Genomic DNA, 20,453 nt, shown 5'->3' on the forward strand with positions numbered 1-20,453 from the left:
TCTTCATTTTCTCGCGGCGACCGGGCGCGGTTGACGGGGAAAGAAAACAAAGACAACGGCCGCGACCAGGGCTATCGCCAGGAATCCGGCGGAACCCGCGAAAGACAGCACATAGCCGTGACTCCAGGCTTTCGCTAAAGTCAGATTCGCTCCAGGCACGGTAGCTTCCAACCCGGCGGTCGCCCCAAAGAACACTCCGGTGAGAACAGCGGAACCGATGGCGGTAAAGATACGCTGGCCGGTTTGTTGGATGCCCCCGGCAATACTGCCTCGGGAGGGCGGGACTTCCAGCATCGCCTGCGTTTGGTTCGCCGAACCCATCGAGCCTGAGCCGAGCCCCAGTACCGCCAGCCCAATACTGATGAGCCACACAGAACCGCCGTGGGTAAACAGCACCGCCATAACCGCGGTCAACACCACCCCCACCAGCATTATCGCCAGCGACCAGGCCTGGATGACCCGGCCGTGCTTGATGGTCTGGCGCGCTACCGCGATGGAAGTCACACCGGACAGGATTGCGCCGGGCATCCCGCTGAGGCCCGCAATGAGCGCGGTTTGACCGAAGCCGTTTTGCAAGAACATGGCATTGATGGCGTACACTGAGGGCACGCCCAAGAACTGGATAGCGCCAATCGCGCTGGCAAAGCTGTAGGAGGGAATTTTGAACAGCCGCAAGCTCACCATCGGGTAACGTCCCCGGGCCTCATACGCCCGCTCCCACCAGACCCACAGGACGAATACGGTGAGAGACGCGGGAATCAGGACGAAACGCCACAGCGATCCGGTGGTTACGAAAGGCAGCATAATGCCGATAACCGCCGCCCCCAGCAGGATCATCCCCAGCGGGTCAAGGTCGACGCGGGGCCGCTTCGGGACTTTCTTGCCAGCTTTGACGGCCCGGGCGATGTCAGCTTCCAAGGCTTCAATGCGGGCGCGGCGGGCAAAGATTCGTTCCCGTTTAAACGGCAGCCACAGCAGCGCACAAATGACCCCAATCAGACCCAGCGGCAGGTTCAGGGAAAACGAGAGACGCCAGCCATTTTCCCGGCCAAAAATCGCAATCAGGATACCGGCCAGCATCGGGCCCAGAGCCACGGTAACGGACACGACTAAACCCATCAGGGCGTAAGCCAGCGCGCGGGCTTGGCCGGAAAAATACTGCTGAATAATTCCCGCGGTCTGGGGACTATAAATACCGGCCGCGAATCCTTGCAAGATTCGCATCCAGTCCAGCATCGACCCGGAAGTCGAGATGGCACACAGGAACGAGGACACGGAAAACAGCGCGAGGCCCAGGACAAACAGGAGCGAGCGGCCAAACAAGTCGCCAAGGCGTCCCATCGGCACCATCGACAGCCCGATAGCGAGGGCATACCCGGAAATGACCCATTGCACCTCTTGTGCACTGGCTCCGATAGAGTCGGGCAGCACCGCGAGGGCGACGTTCACGGTGGAGACTTGCAACAGGGTCAAAGCCAGTCCCATCAGGACCACGACCAGGATCAGTGAGGTGCGATATTTCTTGGAGGAACCGGGGACAGTGACAATCCGCGGGTCACCGTCATTGGTCTCGTGAGGAACCTGCGGACTGCTGTTTTCATCGAAGAGTTCGCCGTTTTCGCCGGGTACTTCAGTATTCTTTGCCATATGTCGCCTGCGATTTCTGTGCCGTAAAAATAACCCAGAATAAAGTAATGGTGGCGGGTAAGGGATTCGAACCCCTGAAGCATTGCGCAGCTGATTTACAGTCAGTCCCCTTTGGCCACTCGGGAAACCCGCCATACGCCGAAAGCGCCCAACTAGACTACCAGATACGCCGCTATTTTCGCAAACGTCGCCCCTGGCGAGCGCAGGGGCGACGATATTTTGCGGGATATAGGGGGAGTATAACCGGGTAGCTGCCATTATTGGCAGCTACCGCCCAAATACCCCGGTTTATTGACAACCCTGGCGGGTATCCCCGGATTCTCACCGGCTTTGAAAACCGCTGAGGCATATGCATGAACGACCGATTTCGAGTTGGAATCCGCAGTCACGCCCGTCGTTCCGTTTATAAAACTGCTGGTAGACGCATTTTCGAGTCGGGAGAGTGGCGCTCGGAGGCGGTGAAATCGGTCATTCGTGCTGGATAGTGCGAATCTAGGTGATTCGCAAAGTGCTACAAAATGACCGGCTCGGGAACCAGGGTAACCCCGTAAGCCCCCTGCACCGCGGCGATGATATGGCTGGCCAGAGCCTGAATGTCCGCGGCCGTGGCGTTGCCGCGGTTTGTTAGCGCCAGGACGTGTTTCGTCGAGACTCCCGCGCCCGCTCCCGGCAGGGCAAATCCTTTCGTAATGCCGGAGTGCTCAATGAGCCAGGCAGCAGACAGTTTCACTCCCACCTCCCCGGCACGGCCCGGCAGCGCCGCCTCCCAGCGGGGAGCATTCTCCGTTAGATCCAAAGCTGCGGCCGCCTCGACCGGCAATATCGGATTAGTAAAGAACGACCCTACTGACCAGGTGTCATGGTCGGACGGGTCCAAAACCATGCCTTTGGAATGCCGCAGTTCCAGCACTGCCGTGCGAATCTGGGCCGCCGGTACGACCGTGCCCATCGGTACTCCGAGTGCCGTCGCCAACTGGGCGTAACGAACGGGTGTGCCTCCGCCGCGGCGCAGCGCAAAATCGACTTCCAGCACAATCCACCGCCCGGTAGCAGGGTTTGTTCCGGGGCGCGCCGGCGCAAACCGTGACCGCCCCGAATCTGCCTCAGTCTGCAATCGAGACTGTTTTAGTAGGGAATCTCGGTAGCCGAAACGGAGGTCCGCGGCGCTCAAATACACTAGCCTGTTCTCCTGGCGGTCCCACGCCGTGACTCCCAGCAGGCAGTCCGCGACCTCCCCACCGTAAGCCCCAATATTTTGCACGGGCGCCGCCCCAACCACGCCGGGAATCCCACTCAGCGCCTCCAGCCCGGAAAACTCTTGCGTCACGCAATACTCCACCAGCCGGTCCCAGGCCAGTCCCCCGGACACGCTGATAAATACGCACGAGGGCGTGGCGGCGGCAAGCTGCTGGGCTTTCGCCACGACCACGGCGGCATCACGAATGCCGCGAGACGCATCAGGGTGCAGCTCAGTGTCGGGTTCACGCCCCTGAGATGGTTGCTCCCCGCCAGCGCGTAGTTCACTGAACTCCTGCAGGGTCAACACCCGCACGTCCTCGCGACCGTCGCGGATCACCAATCCGGGAAACTCGCCGTCCACCGGCACCAGATTCGACCCTCCGCCCAGGAACAGCAGTGGCTCCCTGGCCGCATCAGCTTGAGCAATCGCCTGAATCAGCTCGTCGCGGCGTGTCCCCAGCAAAAATCGGCGCGCTTCTCCCCCCACGCGCAAAGTACACAAATCGCCCAATCGCACTGATTACGTCTCCTTTATACCCAAATGCCGCCCCGGGTTCGAGCCGCGCCCCCTAGGGCAGTTCTTCGATTTCGGCTTCGTCCTCAACGAATTCTTCGTACTGTCTCGGGACGGGCCGCGGTTTGGCAAAGGTCGGTGGGTACACGGCCCGAGGGTCGATGGCCTCCTCGACCGCTTCCGCGTTCGCCGGGGTGTAAGGCTGGGGCGGACGGGAAACATTCGGCCCGGCGGGGTTCACAAGGCCGGGATTTTGGGGGAATCCCGGATTCGCTGGCGGAACTGGCTGGACGGGGTTGGCCGGCACGCCCGGAACCTGCGGGCCGGGCTGACCCAAGTTAACTAGCGGGTGCAGGGACGGTGGCGACGCGGGAGCACCCACGGTGGAATAGCCTTCCATCGTTCGCGCCACAAAGGGATAACCCGGCACAGCCTGATGTTCTGGCACCCCAGGATTCGCCGGATCCACGTGATTCGCGGGATTGTTTAGCATCGGCGCGCCAACTCCGGCTGGGGCTCCGAGCCTGGCCGGATCCATCGGCGCACTTCCTGCCACCGGCGCACTAGGCTCCATGGGGGCACCGGGAATAGCTGGCGTAGTTCCCGCACCCGGCCCCACTGGCGCACCGAAACCGGGAACCTCAGGTTCACCGGGCTGGCTGGCCAATGCTGCGTTCTGGGGCTCGCCGCCCGGCCAGTTATTCGCAGGATTCGCTTCACCGGTGCCCATCCCCCCGGGGGAAAGGGGGTCGCCAGGAACCGGGAACGCCCCGCCCTGCGGACCCACCGCAGACTGACAGGGGAACATAGAGCCTTCCGGCCCTGCCCCGGAAACCGCCGCGGGATTCCCGGGAGCCTCCGAGGCTGCACCATTAGTCCCTCCCGCATCCAAGTAACCGTAAGGCTGCGGATTGGGAATAGTGGGCGCGCCGTTGGGCCAGCCCCAAGGATATGCACCGTAAGCCCCCGCCATGTTGGGATTCATCTGCCAATATCCCGCGTTGTAGCCGTAAGGATCATAGCCATATCCGCCGTAGGGGTCTGCGTATCCGGAATCCGCATACAAATCTGCATAAGGGTTCGACGTCCCGTAGCCGTAACCGTTCGCATAAGGCTGGGTGTAAGGGTCGGCTCCAAAATCTTCGTACGGGTTGGCGTAACCGCCGTAGGCATTCCCGTAGGGGTTGGCGTAGCCGTAAGGGTCGTAGGCATAAGGGTCGAAACCAAACGTTTTGATGGCAAGTTCCTGCATTTCCTTTTGTTTTTCCCAAGCCTTTTCCTGGCGCTCCATCTCATCTTTTTCTTTGTAGAACTCGTCCCATTCCTGCAAAGATTGGGAATCCAAGCCAACCGCAGTGTCGATGACGGACTGACCCAACAGGTGCGCCAAGCCCGAATCCAGAGGTTCGCCTTCCTCTGCCTGCCCTTCGGGCAGCCCGACTGTGTCCCCATGCTCACCGTCCTGGGCCAGCGCGGCATTGGGGTTCATCGGAATCAAGTTGGATGCCACACCCTCATTCAAAGCGACACGGTGTTCCACCAGTTCCCGTACAGCTTGGCGAATCTCTGCCAATCCCTTGCGTTCCTCCGGGGTCAATCCCACTCCTGCACGGGCAGCCAACTTGGACATATACGTGAAAGCCTGGGCGACTTCTTCGGGAGCCGAACCGGAACCGGGGGCGGTCAGCAGATCCTTTTGGGGATTTTCCAGCGTGGACACAAACAGATTTTTCCTTGGCTGGGGTATAGATCCCTTAATGAGTTCGTCCTCGTCATAGTCCAACATGTTCCGGAAATTTTCCAAGCTGAACAGATTCGGGTCGCGTTTTTCGCTCATCACCTTTTTTCTCAGCGCCGTCATGAGGCGTCGAGACGGATCCGTCTTGCGCATAAACCACCAGGTCGGAATGCAGGCGAGAGCCAACGAACTCAGAGACACCACCCAACTCAACACCAGAGAGACGGCTGAGATAACGAACGGCCCGCTTTCGTATTGAAGTTGCGCCAGGAATTGCAGACACCGCGACACTCCCGCACCCAAAATAAACGTGGCGAATTTTTGCACATTGTTCAAGTCCTCGCGGCGCAGCGCCATATCCACCGCCAGCGGCACTCCCGGAACGGGATTCCGCCACGAAATGCGGTACTGGATATATACCGACATAGACAGGAAGATGATGCCTTCTATCAGGTAATACCCTGCCGCGGCCAGAATTTCTTCGCTCGAAACGGAGGCATTCGGCCTTTCGAACGCGATTCCGCCCACCACCATCATGATTTCGGTCGCTATCCAGATGAGGATATACACAAGCCACGCCCACAACCGGAAGCGCGGGCTGATGACCCAGTTGCGATTCGGCAGCCAGTTCAGGGGCCGGGGAAACCACACGTGAACCATCAACAGGTAAGGCAATTGGAAAGCGACCCCCACCAACAGCACCAGCATGGTATTCATCGAGTTAAACGCGTTTTGCGTCAACAACCCGGAGTTGTACAAGCTGATGAGGGCAGCCGGGCTGAGCATTACGGTAATCAGGGCGAAAGACAGGGCGACACGGAAAGTCCACTCCATCTGGAGAATAGCTCGGCGGTGGTGCATTGGCATGGTTCGGGGAACCTGAGGCCGAAATGGAACCATGATGATAAAAATTGCCAGCATGATTGGCAATGGCCCGAACTTGGTAAAAATCTGGAATGCCCAGGCCACCCCATTGGAGGGGAAGGTCAGCCATTCATCAAACACTGCGACGCCTTCCCGCTGGTGAATCCAAATGCTGCCCACCGGGCAGATTGCTGAAAGTTTGCCGGCAACAGGCTTTCGGCCGTTTCCGTGGCAGCCTTCACAGGATTAGCTAGAGGCACACAGCAAAACTCGTCGCCATCCCGGAAAGCAACTATCATCAGATTTTACCCGTTTAATTCCCAGGATTGGAACTCTTGAGCCACAAATCGATTTGCTCCAGCAGTTTTGTCTTGGTTGGCGCACTGGCCAGCGAGGCACGGACAGAGCCTGCAGCCAGTTCGGCCAGCTCCCGGTCGGTAAACCCGGCGACCTGACGAGCAAATTCATACTGGTCCAACAGCCGAGACCGGAACAGCAGCGGATCGTCTGCCCCCAGCGCAACCGTAGCGCCGGCCTCAGTCAAGGTACGCAAGGGAACTTCGGCGAGCGTGGGATACACCCCTAGGGATACGTTCGAGGCTGGACACACTTCCAGAGCTATACCGTGGTCGACCAGCGACTTCAGCAGGTCGGGTTGTTCCGCGGCCCTGACCCCGTGGCCCAGGCGGGCGGGATGCAGGTGGCGCACCACTTGGGCGATATGTTCCGGGCCGCGCAGTTCCCCGCCGTGGGGAAAGCTGGCCAGCCCCGCCCTCGCGGCGATGCGAAACGCCGGTTCAAAGTCAGGGGTGGAACCGGCACGTTCATCGTTGGACAGCCCGAATCCGATGACTTCCCCCGGCTGATCCCCGGCATAGCGAGAGGCTAAACGCGCCAAAGTCCGGGCATCCATCGGGTTGCGAGTGCGCGACGCCGCCACAATGACCCCGATTTCCACCCCGGTTGTGGCGGCGGAAACTTTCGCTTCGTCCAGGATGATTTCCAGGGCGGGAGTCAGCCCACCCACCCAGGGGGCATAAGACGTGGGGTCGACTTGTATTTCTAGACGCCGCGAGCCTTCCGCCGCGTCATCCTCGGCAGCCTCCCGCACAATGCGACGCATCACCGTTTCGCAGCGCACCAAGGCTCGTGCCAGGTCATAGGAACGTTGAAAACGGAACCAACCACGCTCGTCAGCCGGGACGTGCAGGGGGTCGCCTTCCCCCATAAAGCGCGGCAGACGCTGCTGAGTTTCCCGAGCCAACTCCAGCAGGGTCTGGGGACGCATCGCCCCGGTAAAGTGCAGGTGTAGATGCGCCTTGGGCAAAGCCCGCAAATCCCGCTTCAGTTCACTCACGGTTACTAATCTAGGGGTTTTTCCCGCCGGAAAAAACTTCGCCCCCAGCCCCCGGGTTTCCGGGACTAATATCCCGCCATTTCTTCCAGACGCTTTATCCTCTGATCCATCGGGGGGTGGGTCGAAAACAGGTTACGCGCCCGAAACGGGTGGGCAATCATCATGGCGGACACGGTTTGACGCTGCGGAGTGGGCGTCAACGGGGCGCGAGCCACCCCGGTTTCCAGCTTCTTGAGCGCCGAAGCCAGCGCCAGCGGGTCATTAGCCAGGCGCGCACCGTCCTCGTCCGCATCAAACTCGCGAGTCCGGGAAATACTCAGCTGAATGAGTGAAGCCGCGATAGGTGCCACCAAGGCGAGCAACAGACCGGCAATCACCCCCCCGTCTTCACGGTCGCGCCCTCCAAAATACAGGGCAAACTGGGCTATAGACGTGATGACTCCGGCCAAACCAGCCGCCACCGAGGACGTGAGAATATCCCGGTTGTACACGTGCATGAGTTCGTGACCCAGCACGGCCCGCAGTTCGCGCGGCTCCAGAATGTCCAGAATGCCCTGGGTGACGCACACCGCCGCGTGCTGCGGGTTGCGTCCGGTCGCGAAGGCGTTGGGAGTTTGGGTCGGGGCAATGTACAAGGCCGGCATGGGCTGGTCAGCTTGCTGGCACAAGCCCTGCACCATCGAGTACAGTTCGGGGGCTTGCTGGGGGGTGAGCGGCTGGGCGTTCATGGCACGCAAAGCGATTTTGTCAGAGTTCCAATAGCCCACCGCGGTTTGAATCAGGGCGATGGCCCCGAACACGATAATCCACGTGCGGTTTCCGGTGCCGCCCGCTAACAGGGCGCCGATTGCCAACAGTACCATCCACAGCACTCCCAGCAGCACTGCGGTTTTCAAGCCATTGAAATGTTTCTTCACGCTTTGATTGTAACGATAAGTGAGCTAAATCTCGCCGGGAAGTCTCCACCTACGGTACGAATTTTCCGCGCTATTTATTGTTTTTCGCGCCCTCCGGGGAGGCTCCGGGCGAGACAGCTTCGGTAGCAGGCGGCGGTGTCTGGGGCTGCTGGTCGCTCGGAGGCGGCTGGTTGGTCGGGGGCCGGGCCGTCTTGGTCGCGCGAGGCAGCTGATTGAGGCCCGGGTTGGAAAAAGTCTTAATCCGGCTCACGGGGAAATAGCGCAGCACAGTGCGGCCCACGATTTGTTCCTCGTCCACGAAACCGTGGTTGTTGTCGTCCTGATGGTAGCGGGAATCCCCGGAATTATCGCGGTTGTCCCCCATCACCCAATACTTGCCGGCGGGCACGGTCACATCAAAAGACACCGGTATCGTGTTCGCGCCCTTCTTCACATAGGGTTCCGCCACGACCTTGCCGTTAACCTCAATCTTATTTTGGACATTGCAGCAGGTCACGTGGTCCCCGCTAACTCCAACGACCCGTTTGACCAGGTATCCCCCGGGATATTCGGGTTTCAGCTGCAACACCCGCAGCCCTTTATCGAGGGCCTGTCCGAAGGCGGTAGCGGCAAAACCGGTGGGGTTGTCGTTCTTAAACTCGTCAGGCAGCCAGTTGTGGCGATCCTCGAACACTACGATGTCGCCGCGCTCAATTGGCTGAAAGTTCTTCATTTTCGAAACAAAAATCCGGTCGCCCTTCATCAGGGTATTTTCCATTGACTCGGAAGGAATCACGAAAAATTGAAAAACAAACGCTTTGGCCAGCGCCATTAAGACAACAGCGACGACCACCCCCACAACCAAGTCCACCCACCACGGCGAGTTCTTAGTCCTTTTGTGGTGAGTGCGCGACAGTGCAGCCTCGGGGGTCGCTGCGGCGCGTTCGGCGGGGTCCCCAGTGTCCCCGGTCAGCTGCGTCTTTTTTCTCACGTCCTCAATCCTACCGTTTGACCCACACCGATTGCGTCTCAGTAATAGAATTTGGTCTAATCCGGGGTCTATGTCAGCCCTCGGTGGGAACATTCTGCAGGAAGGCGGGCAAGATGTTGTTTTTCAAACCTTTCAAGGCCCCGGTAAAGGGTGCCGTGGTGTTGATTACCGGGGCTGGGTCCGGGATTGGCCGGCTGATGGCCGTGGAAGCTGCCCGGCGCGGAGCCAGAGCCGTCATCATTTGGGATTTGAATGCCGAGGCCGGCACGGAAACGGCCGGTATGGCGGAAGCTGCCGCCACGGCGCCGCGTTTCCGTTCCGGGGCGTTCACGGTGGACGTCACCGATGCCGAGGTCGTACATGAAGCTGCTCGACAGACCTTGAGCGAGTACGGCAGGGTTGACATCCTCATCAACAATGCCGGTATCGTCACCGGCAAACCTGTGTTGGAAACGACCGACCGCGATGTGCAGCGTTCTTTCGAGGTGAACACGATTGCCCACTACCGTACGGTTCGCGAGTTTTTGCCGGGCATGATTGCGCGTGACCGCGGTTCAGTCGTGACGATCGCTTCGGCTGCTGGGTTGGTCGGGGTGCCGCGCCTGAGTGACTACAACGGTTCCAAGTTCGGGGCGGTCGGTTTTGCCCAATCCCTGCGTGCGGAACTGCGCCATATGGGTTCACACGTCCATACCTTGCTGTACTGCCCGTATTACATTTCGACCGGGATGTTCGCCGGGGTGAAAACAAAGTTTTCCCTGGTTTTACCCATCCTTACTCCGGAAAAAGTCGCCGCGCAGGTGTTGGACGCAATCGACAAAGGTACCCAGTTTAAGGTCCACCCCCCAATCGTGCGCCTGGTACAGGTTTTGCAGGCCTTCCCGGTACCTTTCATGGACGCGATGGTGGAATTCTTCGGCGTCGCCGACACAATGAATGAGTTCACAGGGCGCGCCGGCGACGCTACGAAGTAGCGTCAAATCGGCGCGCCAACAGCGCGGAGCCGTTAAGAAACGGCACCGATGTGCCGTTTCAGGCGAAGCACCACATAAATAAAACGGCGACGCTACGAAGTAGCGTCAAATCGGCGCGCCTGCGTACCCCAATCCCGGAACAGCACAAAAAAGGGATTCGCCGCACAGATGTGCAGCGAATCCCCTGTTGCCTTACTTTCCGGATTCTTTGGATTTACCGCTGGAATCAGCGGCGATCTCTTCCGCACAGGCTTTCACGGCATCGTCGACGGTGCGGCGGTGTCCCGGCGTCAGGTCGTTCAACCGGCCCTCAACCACCGTAATCACGGTGCCGGAAGGCAAATCTTCATAGACCTTATCGGCCGCGCAGGCAGCCAAAGCCACAGACATAACGTCCACCACGGCGGCCTCTTGTTGCTTATCTTTAGCCTCCCCATCGGCACCGCTCTTGGCGGCGGCGAGCTGGTCAGCCAGAGCCGTAGAAAACTCATCCTTGCTGGGTTTCGTCCCGTCCTTGGCTTCGTTTCCGCAGGCAGTCAAGCTAAATACCAGGGCTCCCGCCAGGCACAGTCCGGCAATTTTACGAATCATAGTGATATCCTCCTCAGTTTCAGGTCTACTTTAGGCGGTTAATTTGCAAGTGTGCAAAATCCGAAAGAGCGGCCTTAACTTTTCCTTCGGCAATGTGATCCAGGTGCCCCAAGGCTCGTTCGACCCACTGCCCGGCGAGTCGCTTTGTTTCCGCCGTCACCGGGTGCGCCGCCAACTGAGCTGTGACCTGGGCTAAAACCGCGTCATCTTGCAGAGAGTCCGTATCGCCAATCGCTTTCAACAAGGCGCGGTCGGCCTCGGTGCCCCGACCCTCCTGCACGGTCTTTTCCAGTAGCAGGACGGGCAGGGTTTTCGTGCCGTCGCGCAGGTCGGCTCCGGGAGTTTTTCCGCTTTGAGCCTCGGTGGCCTGCAAATCCAGCACATCATCGGCAATCTGGAACGCCACGCCCAAATCCTCCCCGAACTGGGTCACGGCCGCGACCGTGGTCGCCTCGCAGCCGGATAGTTCCGCCCCATACAGCGCCGCACAGCCAATCAGCGCGCCGGTTTTGTCCCGCAGCACGTCGATATAAAACTCTATGGGGTCGTCATCATCGCCGGGACCGAAAATGTCATGCATTTGCCCCAGGCACAACCGCTCGAAAGTTTGGGAATGCTGCGCCACGATGCTAGGTCCGAGTTCGGATACCAGCAGGGAGGCGCGGGCAAAAATCAAATCTCCCGCCATCACTGCCAGGGTGTTCGTCCATTGCATGTGGGCCGCGCGCACCCCGCGGCGCACGGTCGCTTCGTCCATCAAATCATCGTGGTACAGCGAAGCGAGATGGGTCAGCTCCACCGCCACCGCGGCTTGCTTAACCTGGGTGGACACCGGCTGATCCGGGGCTCCCAGCTGGGAAATGAGCAGGGTCAGCAGGGGACGCATCCGTTTCCCGCCCGCGGCTCGCAGGTGGGAAACCAACTCAGAGGTGCTATCCCGCTGCGTCTGGGTTTCCCGCACCAGCATCTGTTCGACGTCGTCTAGGGCTTCCTGGAGTTTCGTCTCCAGTGAGCCCGGTGTCTCTAAGACAGAATCGGTCGAGACCGGGTATTGCGTAGCGGCCAGTTTTTTTCTCACAGGTTCAAGACTATGCGCCCAGAGTAAACAACGCCAAAAGCGGCTGGCTGGCAACGCCCAACGCGATGGTAGCCAGCGCGCACAGCACGATGACACACTTGGTCAAGCCATCGCCAGCCGAGATGGCGGCTGTGTCTGAACCGGGTTCGGTAAAGAACATTCGCATGATGACCCGGAAGTAAAAGAACGCGGTAACGACCGAGGCCAGCAACCCAATCAGGACCAGGATGCCGTTGGCGGGATCCGCCGCCAAGCCTGCCTCAAACACGACGAACTTTCCGATGAATCCGCCGGTCAGAGGGATACCCGCGAAGCTCAGCAGGAAGATAGCCATTGCGGCGGCCATGGCCGGATGCTTACGCCCCAGACCGTCCCAAGAGCTCAGCGCCGAAGCCTCCCCGCGCACCGTGCCTTCTGCGTCCTCGTCACGCACAATCGAGACGACCGCGAAAGCGCCGATGGTCGCGACGCCGTAAGCCAAGACGTAAAAGACTATGGAAGTGAAAGCACTCCCCGTAGTCCCGAACAGGGCAATCATGATGAAGCCCACGTGGGCAATCGAGGAGTATGCCAACATTCGCTTCACGTCAGTTTGGACGATGCCCAGGAAGGTGCCCACCACGATGGTCGCGATGATGACCATCCACATGAGGACCACGAAGTCCCAGCTCAGCTGCGTGTAGAGGAAACTGTACAGGTGCAGCAGAGCGCCGAAAGCAGCGACTTTCACCCCGGCCGCCATAAAGCCAGAAATCGGGGAGGGCGCACCTTGGTAAACGTCGGGAGCCCAAGCGTGGAACGGCACGGCGGAAACCTTAAAGAATAGGCCCACCAGCAGCATGGCTCCGCCGGTCAGGAGCATCCAGTCCAAGCCCGAGTTCAAGGACACCGCGTTGGACATCTCAACCATGCTCAAAGTTCCGGTGTAGCCGTAGAGCATGGTGATACCCATCAGGAAAAATGCCGAAGCGAAAGCGCCGAGGATAAAGTACTTCAGACCGGCTTCTTGGCTCAGCAGGCGGCGACGCCGACCCATCGCGCTCATGATGTAGAGCGGCAAGCTCATCAACTCCAGCGCCACGAACAGGGTCAACAGGTTCCCCGAGCTGATGAAAGCCATCATGCCGCCCAGCGAGTAGAGGAACAAGGCGTACATTTCCGTGCGCTGGTAGCGAATCTTAATCGCGTAGTTTTCCTGGGAAGAACCGGGGGTGTCGGACGCCTGGGGAGTAAACGAGCCGTCGTTCGGGGTGGAGCGGTCAATGACGACAATGGCCGCCAACAGCCCTACGACCAGCAAAACCAGCTGGAATCCCAGCGAGAGCTGATCCTCAAACAGGGTTCCCGCCGCGATTTGCCGCGCCCCCTGCTGACCGACCACGGAGAAACGCCATGCCACCAGGATAATCGCTGTAATGATGCTGGCGATAGTGAGGAAGGCGTTGACGCCTTTACGGAAGCCAGGCCAGGGGAAGGCCTCGATTAGGGTCGCTAACACGGCGGCGCCCAGCAGGACTAGCAGGGGGCTTAGCGCATCCCATTCCACCACGGGGCTAACCTCCAAGGTTTTCACAATCACCGGAAGAATCGCATTCATTGGGCGCCTCCTTCGCTCGTGGCTAAGACAGCTGAGGCAGACACCAACCCGCTATTAGACACCGCTTGATACATGAGAGCAGCATCAGGCTTGATCAGGTCCAAGGTCGGTCCGGGCAGAACACCCAAACCAAACATCGCTAAAACCAAGGGAACCATGATGAGCTTTTCCCGCCAGTTCAAATCGTCAGCCTCGCGAACCTCGCCGTCAATCGGCCCGGTAAACACATTCAGGTAAGGCACCAGTAGGTAAACCGAAGCCAGCACTACCCCGAGGATAGACACAATCGCCGCCGCGATGTTCATCTTAAACGTGCCGACCAGAATCAAGTATTCGGGCAGGAAACCGGACAGGCCAGGCAGGGCGATAGCCGCCAGGCCCGACACCAGGAACAGGCCTGCCAAAGTCGGGGTAACCCGCTGGAAACCGCGGTAGGCCGCGATTTCTTGGGTGCCGCCTCGCGCAGTCAGCCAGCCGCTCAACAGGAACAAACCGGCGATAGACACCCCGTGGGCGACCATGTATAGCATGGCGCCCTCAATCGCGGTCTGAGAGCCAATGTACAGCGCCAACACCATGAACCCGAAGTGGCTCACGGAAGTGAAAGACACCAAACGCAGCAGGTCCTTTTGCGAAATTGCCGCCAGCGCCCCCCACAGAATCGAGATGATTGCCAACACCACGATAACGGGCGCAACTTTGGCGGACGCCTCGGGGAACAGCTGCCAGCAGAACATAATCATGCCCCAGGTACCGACCTTGTCCAGCACCCCCACCAACAGCACGGAGGTGCCGCCGCGGGCAACCGCCGCGGTGGAGGGCAGCCAGGTATGTACCGGAACCATCGGAGCCTTGATTGCGAAAGCAATGAGGAAAGTCGTCATCATCCACATACCGGCTGCCCCGGGGTGGAAGTTCCCGGAGGTCAGGTAATCCATGTGGAAAGCCCGGTCGCCACCGCCGGAATACACGTAGACGCCGATGACGCCAAACAGCATGACCAAACCGCCCGCCAGGGAATACAGCACGAACTTGATAGCGGCGTGGCGGCGCACTTGTGCATCCCCGTTGCCGTAACGGCCCACCAGGAAGTACAGCGGAATCAGCATCCCCTCAAAAGCGATATAGAACAGCAGCAGGTCACGGGCGGCGAACAGCAGCACCATGAAAGATTCCAAAGCCAGGATGAGGGCGGCGTAGCCAGCTGCCGCGTTCGAGTCGGTGTCGTCCCGCCAGGAAGCCAGAATGACCAGGGGGGTCAGGGCAGTGGCGAGGATAATCATCACCATGCCCAGCCCATTGACGCCCAGCGCCCAAGACAGGCCAATCGCGGGCATCCACGAGTAGGATTCGCCCAGTTGGAAAGCTCCCGGCGTCTCCGGAGCAAAGTCATAGCTGGTAAACAGAGCCACCAGCACACCTGCCAGGACGGCACTAGACACGGCGAGGGAAACTTCCCGGCCAATGGAACGCAGCCAGGGGATGAGCCAGATTGCCAGAGCGAACCCCATCGGGATACACACCAGCAAGGACAACCACGGGAAACCAGCCGTTGTCGGAATAGTTGTTTGAGTCAAAACCATGTTCATCCTTTGTTTACCTCACAGCCTTGTCGCCAATACCAGGACAAGAGCCAAAACTGTGCCGAACAGGGTCCAGCCAGCGTAGCGGCGCGGGGAGCCGGAGTGAGCCAGCGCCCCGACCTTACCGAGCCAGAGTGAGAGCCGACCGGTGCCTTCCACGATGCCGTCGATGACCACCCGGTCTGCCACCGCCACCCCGGAGGACAGTGCCAGCGTGGGGATAATCGCGACCTTTTCGTTGACAACGTCTTGGTAGAGGTCCTCGCGGGCCGCCATGATAAAGGCGTTGGCTTCGGGCACGGCCTTTTCGACCGGCCGTTTCATGAACAGCACCCACGCGGTGACCACACCGATGATGACCACCGCCAGGGTTAACCCAATCAGCAGGGCTTCGGGCATGACCGGTTCGCCGGGTTCGACCATCTGGCCGCGGGTGCCGATATTCACGATGGGGTTCAGCCACGTCACGAACAGGTTACCTACCGAGAGCAGGCCACCGAGCGCAATGGAGAACACGGACAGCACCAGGAGCGGAATGGTCATCCACGGACCGGCCTCGTGCGGGTGTACCGGGGCGCCTTCCGCTTCGGTGGTCCACCGGGCCTCCCCATGGAAGATGAGGAAGAACAGGCGGGACATATAGAACGCGGTGATACCGGCACCAAACAAGGCAACGAGACCAAATACCCAGGGGTACCAGGTTCCGAAGTTCGGGTTGGGCAGGAAAGCCGCCTCGATGATTTTGTCCTTGGAAAAGAACCCGGAGAATGGCGGGATTCCCAGGATGGCCAGCCAGCCGATGAAGAACGCGAACCAGGTAATCTTCATGACCTTAGCCAGGCCGCCGAAGCGGCGGATGTTGACCTGTTCGCCCATCGCGTGCATGACCGCACCGGCAGACAGGAACAGCTGAGCCTTAAAGAACCCGTGGGTAATGAGGTGGAAGATGGCGAATGCCCAACCGACCGGACCCAAGCCCGCACCCAACATCATGTAACCGATTTGGCTCATGGTAGAGGCCGCCAGGACCTTCTTCATGTCGTCCTTCGCGCAACCGACGATCGCCCCGAACACCAGCGTAATCGCGCCGATGATGGCGACTGCCAGGGAAGCCACCGGGGTTTGCGTGTAGATTGCGCCGGAGCGAACCATCAGGTAGACACCAGCGGTCACCATCGTGGCCGCGTGGATCAGGGCCGACACGGGCGTCGGGCCCGCCATAGCGTCACCCAACCAGGCTTGCAACGGGAACTGGGCGGATTTACCACAAGCCGCCAGCAGCAAGAACAGGCCAATCGCGGTCGCCCAGCCGGGGCTGAGTTGTGCCCCCAGGACGTTCGCGAAGTCGACCGAGCCGACGGTGGCAAACATGGCCATCATGCCCAACAGCAACCCCAGGTCGCCGATACGGTTCATGATGAAGGCCTTGTTCGCGGCCACCGCATTGTTGTGTACCTGGTTCCAGAATCCAATCAGCAGGTAGGACGCCAAACCGACGCCTTCCCAACCGACGAAGGTCACCAGGTAGGAATTGCCCAGCACCAGGGTCAGCATGGAGGCCACAAAGAAGTTCAGGTAGGCGAAGAAACGACGCCGGTCGGGGTCAGCCGCCATGTAGCCCACGGAATAGATGTGAATGAGGCCGCCGACGAAAGTCACCAACATCACGAAGGAAATCGACAGCGGATCAAGCAGCATCCCAAAGTTCACAGCCACTTCGGAACCCGGCAGCCACTCCCACACGGTCAGCGACTGCGCGCGTTCCTCGGGGGCGCGACCCAGCATTTCGACCAGGCACATCACACCGATCACGAAGGAAGCCCACGGCGCCAACATGCCCAGGAAGTGCCCCCAGGAATCCACGCGACGCCCCGCAATCAGCAAGAACATCGAGGACACAAAGGGGATGGCAATCATCAGCCAGGCGTACTGAGCCATGCCGGTGGCGGCCCCGAATTCCAGAATCGCGCCGCTAGCCAGCCCGTTGACAAGATTGAAAGTTTGCAGCATGTTTTCCTTTCCCCCTTAACCGTTCAACAGGTTGAAGTCGTCGAGGGAGGTGGTGCGCCGGGAGCGGAACAGCGACACGATCAGGGCCAAGCCGACCACGACTTCCGCCGCCGCCACGGTCATCACAAAGAACGCCAGGACCTGACCGGTCATGTTGGCGTTGGCTTCTCCCAGAGCCACCAGCGCGATATTGCACGAGTTCAGCATGATTTCCACACCCATCAGGGCGATGACTGCGGAACGGTGGAGCAGCACGGTCAGGGCGCCCACGGCAAACAGGCCCAGGGCCACGAATACCAGGAACATCACGTTCATGCGTTTTCTCCTTCTTTCGTGGCTGCACCAGGTTCGGTGTGGCCCTCAATAGTGTTGTCCAGCGGTTCTGCCTGCTCTGGCAAGGTTTCAGGGGCGCCGGTTCCGGGCATTCCCGCCGCGCCGGAACGCGCGACCAGCGCGGAGGCTTTCGCGCCGTGCAAACTGACCTCGCCGCTGACTTCGGCCGCCAACGCGCGAGCCGTCCACGGCGAGGCTTCCCCAAGCGATCGTTCTTCGCCACGAACCCGCACCACGCGCGGCACCGATTCCGGCACCGGGCGCAGGGTTTCGCCGCTGATAGCCGGCACGTCCAACGCGTTGGTTTCGGCGTAAACACCCGGCGGCACGGTCTGGCCCAGGACGTGACCGGTCTCCCGGTACGCTTTCACGCGCTGCTTCACCAGGAAAGACTGGGTCACGCGCGGCAGCAGCGCCTCGGAGTGGGTCAGGCTCATCGCCCCGACGGCGGCCACAATCAGCAGGGTGGCGACCATTTCCAGCGGAGCATAGTAAGTGTTGATGACTTCGGAGGCCAATCGGACCGGATTCGGATCCCCGCTGGGCTGCGCCGGAGCCCCGTTCACCGTGGTGTTCGCGGCAGCCACTATCGCCATAATCCCGAAAGCGACGACCAGTAGCACCGCCACCGCCACGGTCACGACTTTGGAGTCTCGCGGCGAGTCCACGGCTTGTACCCCCACCAACATGATGACGAACAGGAACATCATCATGATGGCGCCGGTGTAAACCACAATCTGAACCGCACCCAGGAACTCGGCACCGACCGAAAAATAGATGCCGGCCACGCACACCATCATGGCGACCATGTAGACCGCGGCGTGAACAGCCCGATTCGACAGCGCGACACCCAAAGCCGCAATCAACGCCAGAGCGGAACACACCGCCACGAAGATTGTCTGACCGGTGCCCATCTCGGGTAAGGCCGCGGCCGCTTGCAGCAAGTGGCTCATGCTTTCACCTCCTGTGCCGGCTTCCCGGCGCTGGCCAAGGAGGCATCGTGCGGACGGCGACTCGCGACCCAGTCAATCTGGTCGGGGGTCGCGCCGGTGACGCTTCCGTTGTAGTAATCCATGTCAGAAGTGCCTGACGCCATCGGGTGCGGCGTGTCGAGCATTCCGGCATTCAAAGGAACCAACAGGCGGTCCTTTTCAAAAATCAAATCCTCGCGGTTGTCGTCCCAAATCTCGTAATCGTTGGACATAGTGAGGGCCCGCGTCGGGCAGGCTTCGATGCACATCCCGCAAAAGATGCAGCGCAGGTAGTTGATTTGGTAGACCCGCCCGTAACGTTCCCCGGCGCTGTATTGTTCCTCCGGGGTGTTCGAGGCGGCCTCCACATAGATGGCGTCGGCCGGGCAAGCCCAGGCGCACAGTTCGCAGCCCACACACTTTTCCAAGCCGTCCGGGTAGCGGTTCAGCTGGTGACGTCCGTGGTAGCGCGGCTGGGTCGGCACCTTTTCGAACGGGTACTGTTCAGTCACGTAGGGGCGGAAGAAGTTGCGGAACGTGACTCCGAAACCGGCGACCGCTTTCAGAGACTCCGCGATGGGGCCTTTTTTCTTCCGTTGCCACAGCTGGGGATCCGCGTCCGCGGCGGGGGCAGGACCGGTTGACGCGGCGACGTGGTCCGGTTCGTCAGGGGAGGCGACCAAGTTGTTGTCAGAAGTTTGCGCGCTCACTTTTCTTCCTTTCCGCCCGTGATGGCCGTTTCAGCCGGGATGTTGGGAGTGACTTTCAAGAGTCCAGAACGAGGACTGGGGGGCAGCTCTTGTCCCGGGAGGGGCGGGACCGGGAATCCGTCCGCCATCGGGTCGAAGGGTTTCTCCGCAACCGGTTTCGCTTTCTTGACGGGAATCAACATCACGATGACCAGCAGCACCACACAGACCCCCGCTACCGCAATCATGATTTGTTGCGAGTTGAAGCCGAAGAACACGGGCAACGCCTTAACCCAAGCCACCGCCATCATCCACACGAAGCCGACCGGAATCAGGACCTTCCAGCCCAGATTCATGAACTGGTCATAGCGGAAACGCACCTGGGTACCGCGAACCCACACAAAAATCCAGAACAGGAACCACACCTTGAGCGTGAACCACAGAATTCCCCACCACGGCGACCCGGTGACGGGGTTCATGAAGTCCCACGGCCACGGCGCTTTGTAGCCGCCCAGGAACATAGTCACCGCCACGGCGGAAACATTAAAGATGTTGATGTATTCCGCCAGGTAGTACCAGGCGAAGTTCATTCCCGAGTATTCGGTTTGATGCCCGGCCACCAGCTCGCTTTCGCATTCGGTCAAGTCGAACGGCAGACGGTTCGTTTCCCCGAAAGAAGCAATGAGATAGACGATAAAGGCGGGCAACAGTCCCAGCAGCCAGCTCGGATCCTTTTGCGCCTCCACGATTTCGGAAGTGGACATGGAACCAGCCATGATGAACACGCTGACCAAGGCGGTGCCCATCGCCAGCTCATAGGAGATAACTTGAGCCGTGGAACGCACGGAACCGAGCAGCGGAAACGGAGAGTTCGCCGACCAGCCACCCAGAACGATCCCGTAAATCCCGATGGAGGAAATCGCCAGCACGATTAGCGTGGCGACCCCGGAGTCAAACAACTGCAGCGGGGTGGAGATTCCGCCAATCGTCACGTTGGGCCCGAAGGGGATCAGCGCGAAGATGGCGAAAGCCGTGAATGCCACCAGAATCGGGGAAACCAGATAAATCAGGGTGTCGGCGCCTTTGAGACGGAAGTTTTCTTTGAACACCATCTTGCCGGCGTCCGCAACGGCTTGGAGCAAACCGAGCGGGCCGCGCACGTTCGGACCGGGACGGGTTTGAATACGGCCCAACCCGCGGCGCTCCACCCACAGTGCCAACAGCACATAGAGAATCAGCGTCACGATGATAATCAGGGCTTTGATGAGGGAAATCCACCAGGTTTCCTGGCTGAAGTCAGCCCCTTTCGGAGCCGCCGCCCCGACGGGCCACAGGTCAGCTCCCATAACGGTCAGGATAGGAATCAATGTGTACATGATGG

General features: G+C 60.0%; 16 protein-coding genes and 1 tRNA gene. 1 reads left to right on the forward strand and 16 read right to left on the reverse strand.

Annotated features, from left to right (window positions below; all coding sequences use genetic code 11):
* Positions 1–3: 3 nt before the first annotated feature.
* The 7 genes from SPI05_RS02590 to lepB all read right to left on the reverse strand — a co-directional run bounded on the left by SPI05_RS02590 (position 4) and on the right by lepB (position 9,246).
* Positions 4–1,647, reverse strand: coding sequence for an MFS transporter (locus tag SPI05_RS02590; RefSeq protein WP_321075867.1), 1,644 nt, complete (start codon positions 1,645–1,647; stop codon positions 4–6).
* Between the two features lie 48 nt (positions 1,648–1,695).
* Positions 1,696–1,780, reverse strand: a tRNA-Tyr gene (locus tag SPI05_RS02595).
* Between the two features lie 378 nt (positions 1,781–2,158).
* Positions 2,159–3,403, reverse strand: a complete 1,245-nt coding sequence (locus tag SPI05_RS02600) for a UDP-N-acetylmuramate dehydrogenase (protein WP_321075869.1) — start codon at positions 3,401–3,403, stop codon at positions 2,159–2,161.
* 52 nt (positions 3,404–3,455) lie between these two features.
* Positions 3,456–6,143, reverse strand: coding sequence for a translation initiation factor 2 (locus tag SPI05_RS02605; protein WP_321075871.1), 2,688 nt, complete (start codon positions 6,141–6,143; stop codon positions 3,456–3,458).
* A gap of 172 nt (positions 6,144–6,315) precedes the next feature.
* The gene (locus tag SPI05_RS02610; protein WP_307741641.1) at positions 6,316–7,359 is read right to left on the reverse strand and encodes an adenosine deaminase; all 1,044 of its coding nucleotides are present in this window, start codon (positions 7,357–7,359) and stop codon (positions 6,316–6,318) included.
* 65 nt (positions 7,360–7,424) lie between these two features.
* Complete coding sequence (gene htpX / locus SPI05_RS02615) at positions 7,425–8,276, reverse strand: zinc metalloprotease HtpX (protein ID WP_321075875.1); 852 nt, start codon at positions 8,274–8,276, stop codon at positions 7,425–7,427.
* A gap of 70 nt (positions 8,277–8,346) precedes the next feature.
* Positions 8,347–9,246: a signal peptidase I gene (gene lepB, locus SPI05_RS02620; RefSeq protein WP_321075877.1), complete on the reverse strand. Its 900-nt coding sequence runs from the start codon at positions 9,244–9,246 to the stop codon at positions 8,347–8,349.
* A gap of 113 nt (positions 9,247–9,359) precedes the next feature.
* Here lepB and SPI05_RS02625 point away from each other — a divergent pair, with 113 nt between their 5' ends.
* A complete protein-coding gene (locus tag SPI05_RS02625) occupies positions 9,360–10,220 on the forward strand; it encodes an SDR family oxidoreductase (protein WP_321075879.1) in 861 nt (286 codons plus the stop codon).
* Between the two features lie 192 nt (positions 10,221–10,412).
* Here SPI05_RS02625 and SPI05_RS02630 read toward each other — a convergent pair whose 3' ends face one another.
* The 9 genes from SPI05_RS02630 to nuoH are packed head-to-tail and all read right to left on the reverse strand — an operon-like array spanning position 10,413 to position 20,448.
* The gene (locus tag SPI05_RS02630; protein ID WP_321075881.1) at positions 10,413–10,811 is read right to left on the reverse strand and encodes a hypothetical protein; all 399 of its coding nucleotides are present in this window, start codon (positions 10,809–10,811) and stop codon (positions 10,413–10,415) included.
* Positions 10,812–10,836: 25 nt separating this feature from the next.
* On the reverse strand, positions 10,837–11,889 hold the full coding sequence (locus SPI05_RS02635; protein WP_321075885.1) for a polyprenyl synthetase family protein: 1,053 nt from the start codon (positions 11,887–11,889) through the stop codon (positions 10,837–10,839).
* Positions 11,890–11,899: 10 nt separating this feature from the next.
* Positions 11,900–13,486 (reverse strand): NADH-quinone oxidoreductase subunit NuoN, encoded by a 1,587-nt coding sequence (gene nuoN / locus SPI05_RS02640; protein WP_321075887.1) that lies wholly within the window; start codon positions 13,484–13,486, stop codon positions 11,900–11,902.
* The gene (locus SPI05_RS02645; protein WP_321075889.1) at positions 13,483–15,075 is read right to left on the reverse strand and encodes an NADH-quinone oxidoreductase subunit M; all 1,593 of its coding nucleotides are present in this window, start codon (positions 15,073–15,075) and stop codon (positions 13,483–13,485) included. Before SPI05_RS02645 ends, nuoN begins: the two co-directional genes overlap by 4 nt.
* Positions 15,076–15,087: 12 nt before the next feature.
* Entirely contained in the window at positions 15,088–17,079 is a 1,992-nt protein-coding gene (gene nuoL, locus SPI05_RS02650; RefSeq protein WP_321075891.1) for an NADH-quinone oxidoreductase subunit L, read from the reverse strand.
* A gap of 15 nt (positions 17,080–17,094) precedes the next feature.
* Complete coding sequence (gene nuoK, locus SPI05_RS02655; protein ID WP_282921025.1) at positions 17,095–17,394, reverse strand: NADH-quinone oxidoreductase subunit NuoK; 300 nt, start codon at positions 17,392–17,394, stop codon at positions 17,095–17,097.
* The gene (locus SPI05_RS02660) at positions 17,391–18,365 is read right to left on the reverse strand and encodes an NADH-quinone oxidoreductase subunit J (RefSeq protein WP_321075894.1); all 975 of its coding nucleotides are present in this window, start codon (positions 18,363–18,365) and stop codon (positions 17,391–17,393) included. The genes nuoK and SPI05_RS02660 overlap by 4 nt, the downstream gene beginning before the upstream one ends.
* Positions 18,362–19,093, reverse strand: a complete 732-nt coding sequence (gene nuoI / locus SPI05_RS02665) for an NADH-quinone oxidoreductase subunit NuoI (protein ID WP_321075896.1) — start codon at positions 19,091–19,093, stop codon at positions 18,362–18,364. The genes SPI05_RS02660 and nuoI overlap by 4 nt, the downstream gene beginning before the upstream one ends.
* A complete protein-coding gene (gene nuoH, locus SPI05_RS02670) occupies positions 19,090–20,448 on the reverse strand; it encodes an NADH-quinone oxidoreductase subunit NuoH (protein ID WP_321075898.1) in 1,359 nt (452 codons plus the stop codon). Before nuoH ends, nuoI begins: the two co-directional genes overlap by 4 nt.
* Positions 20,449–20,453 lie beyond the last annotated feature (5 nt).

The organism is Mobiluncus sp. (assembly GCF_034180645.1).
In the GTDB taxonomy this organism is placed as follows: Bacteria; Actinomycetota; Actinomycetes; order Actinomycetales; family Actinomycetaceae; genus Mobiluncus.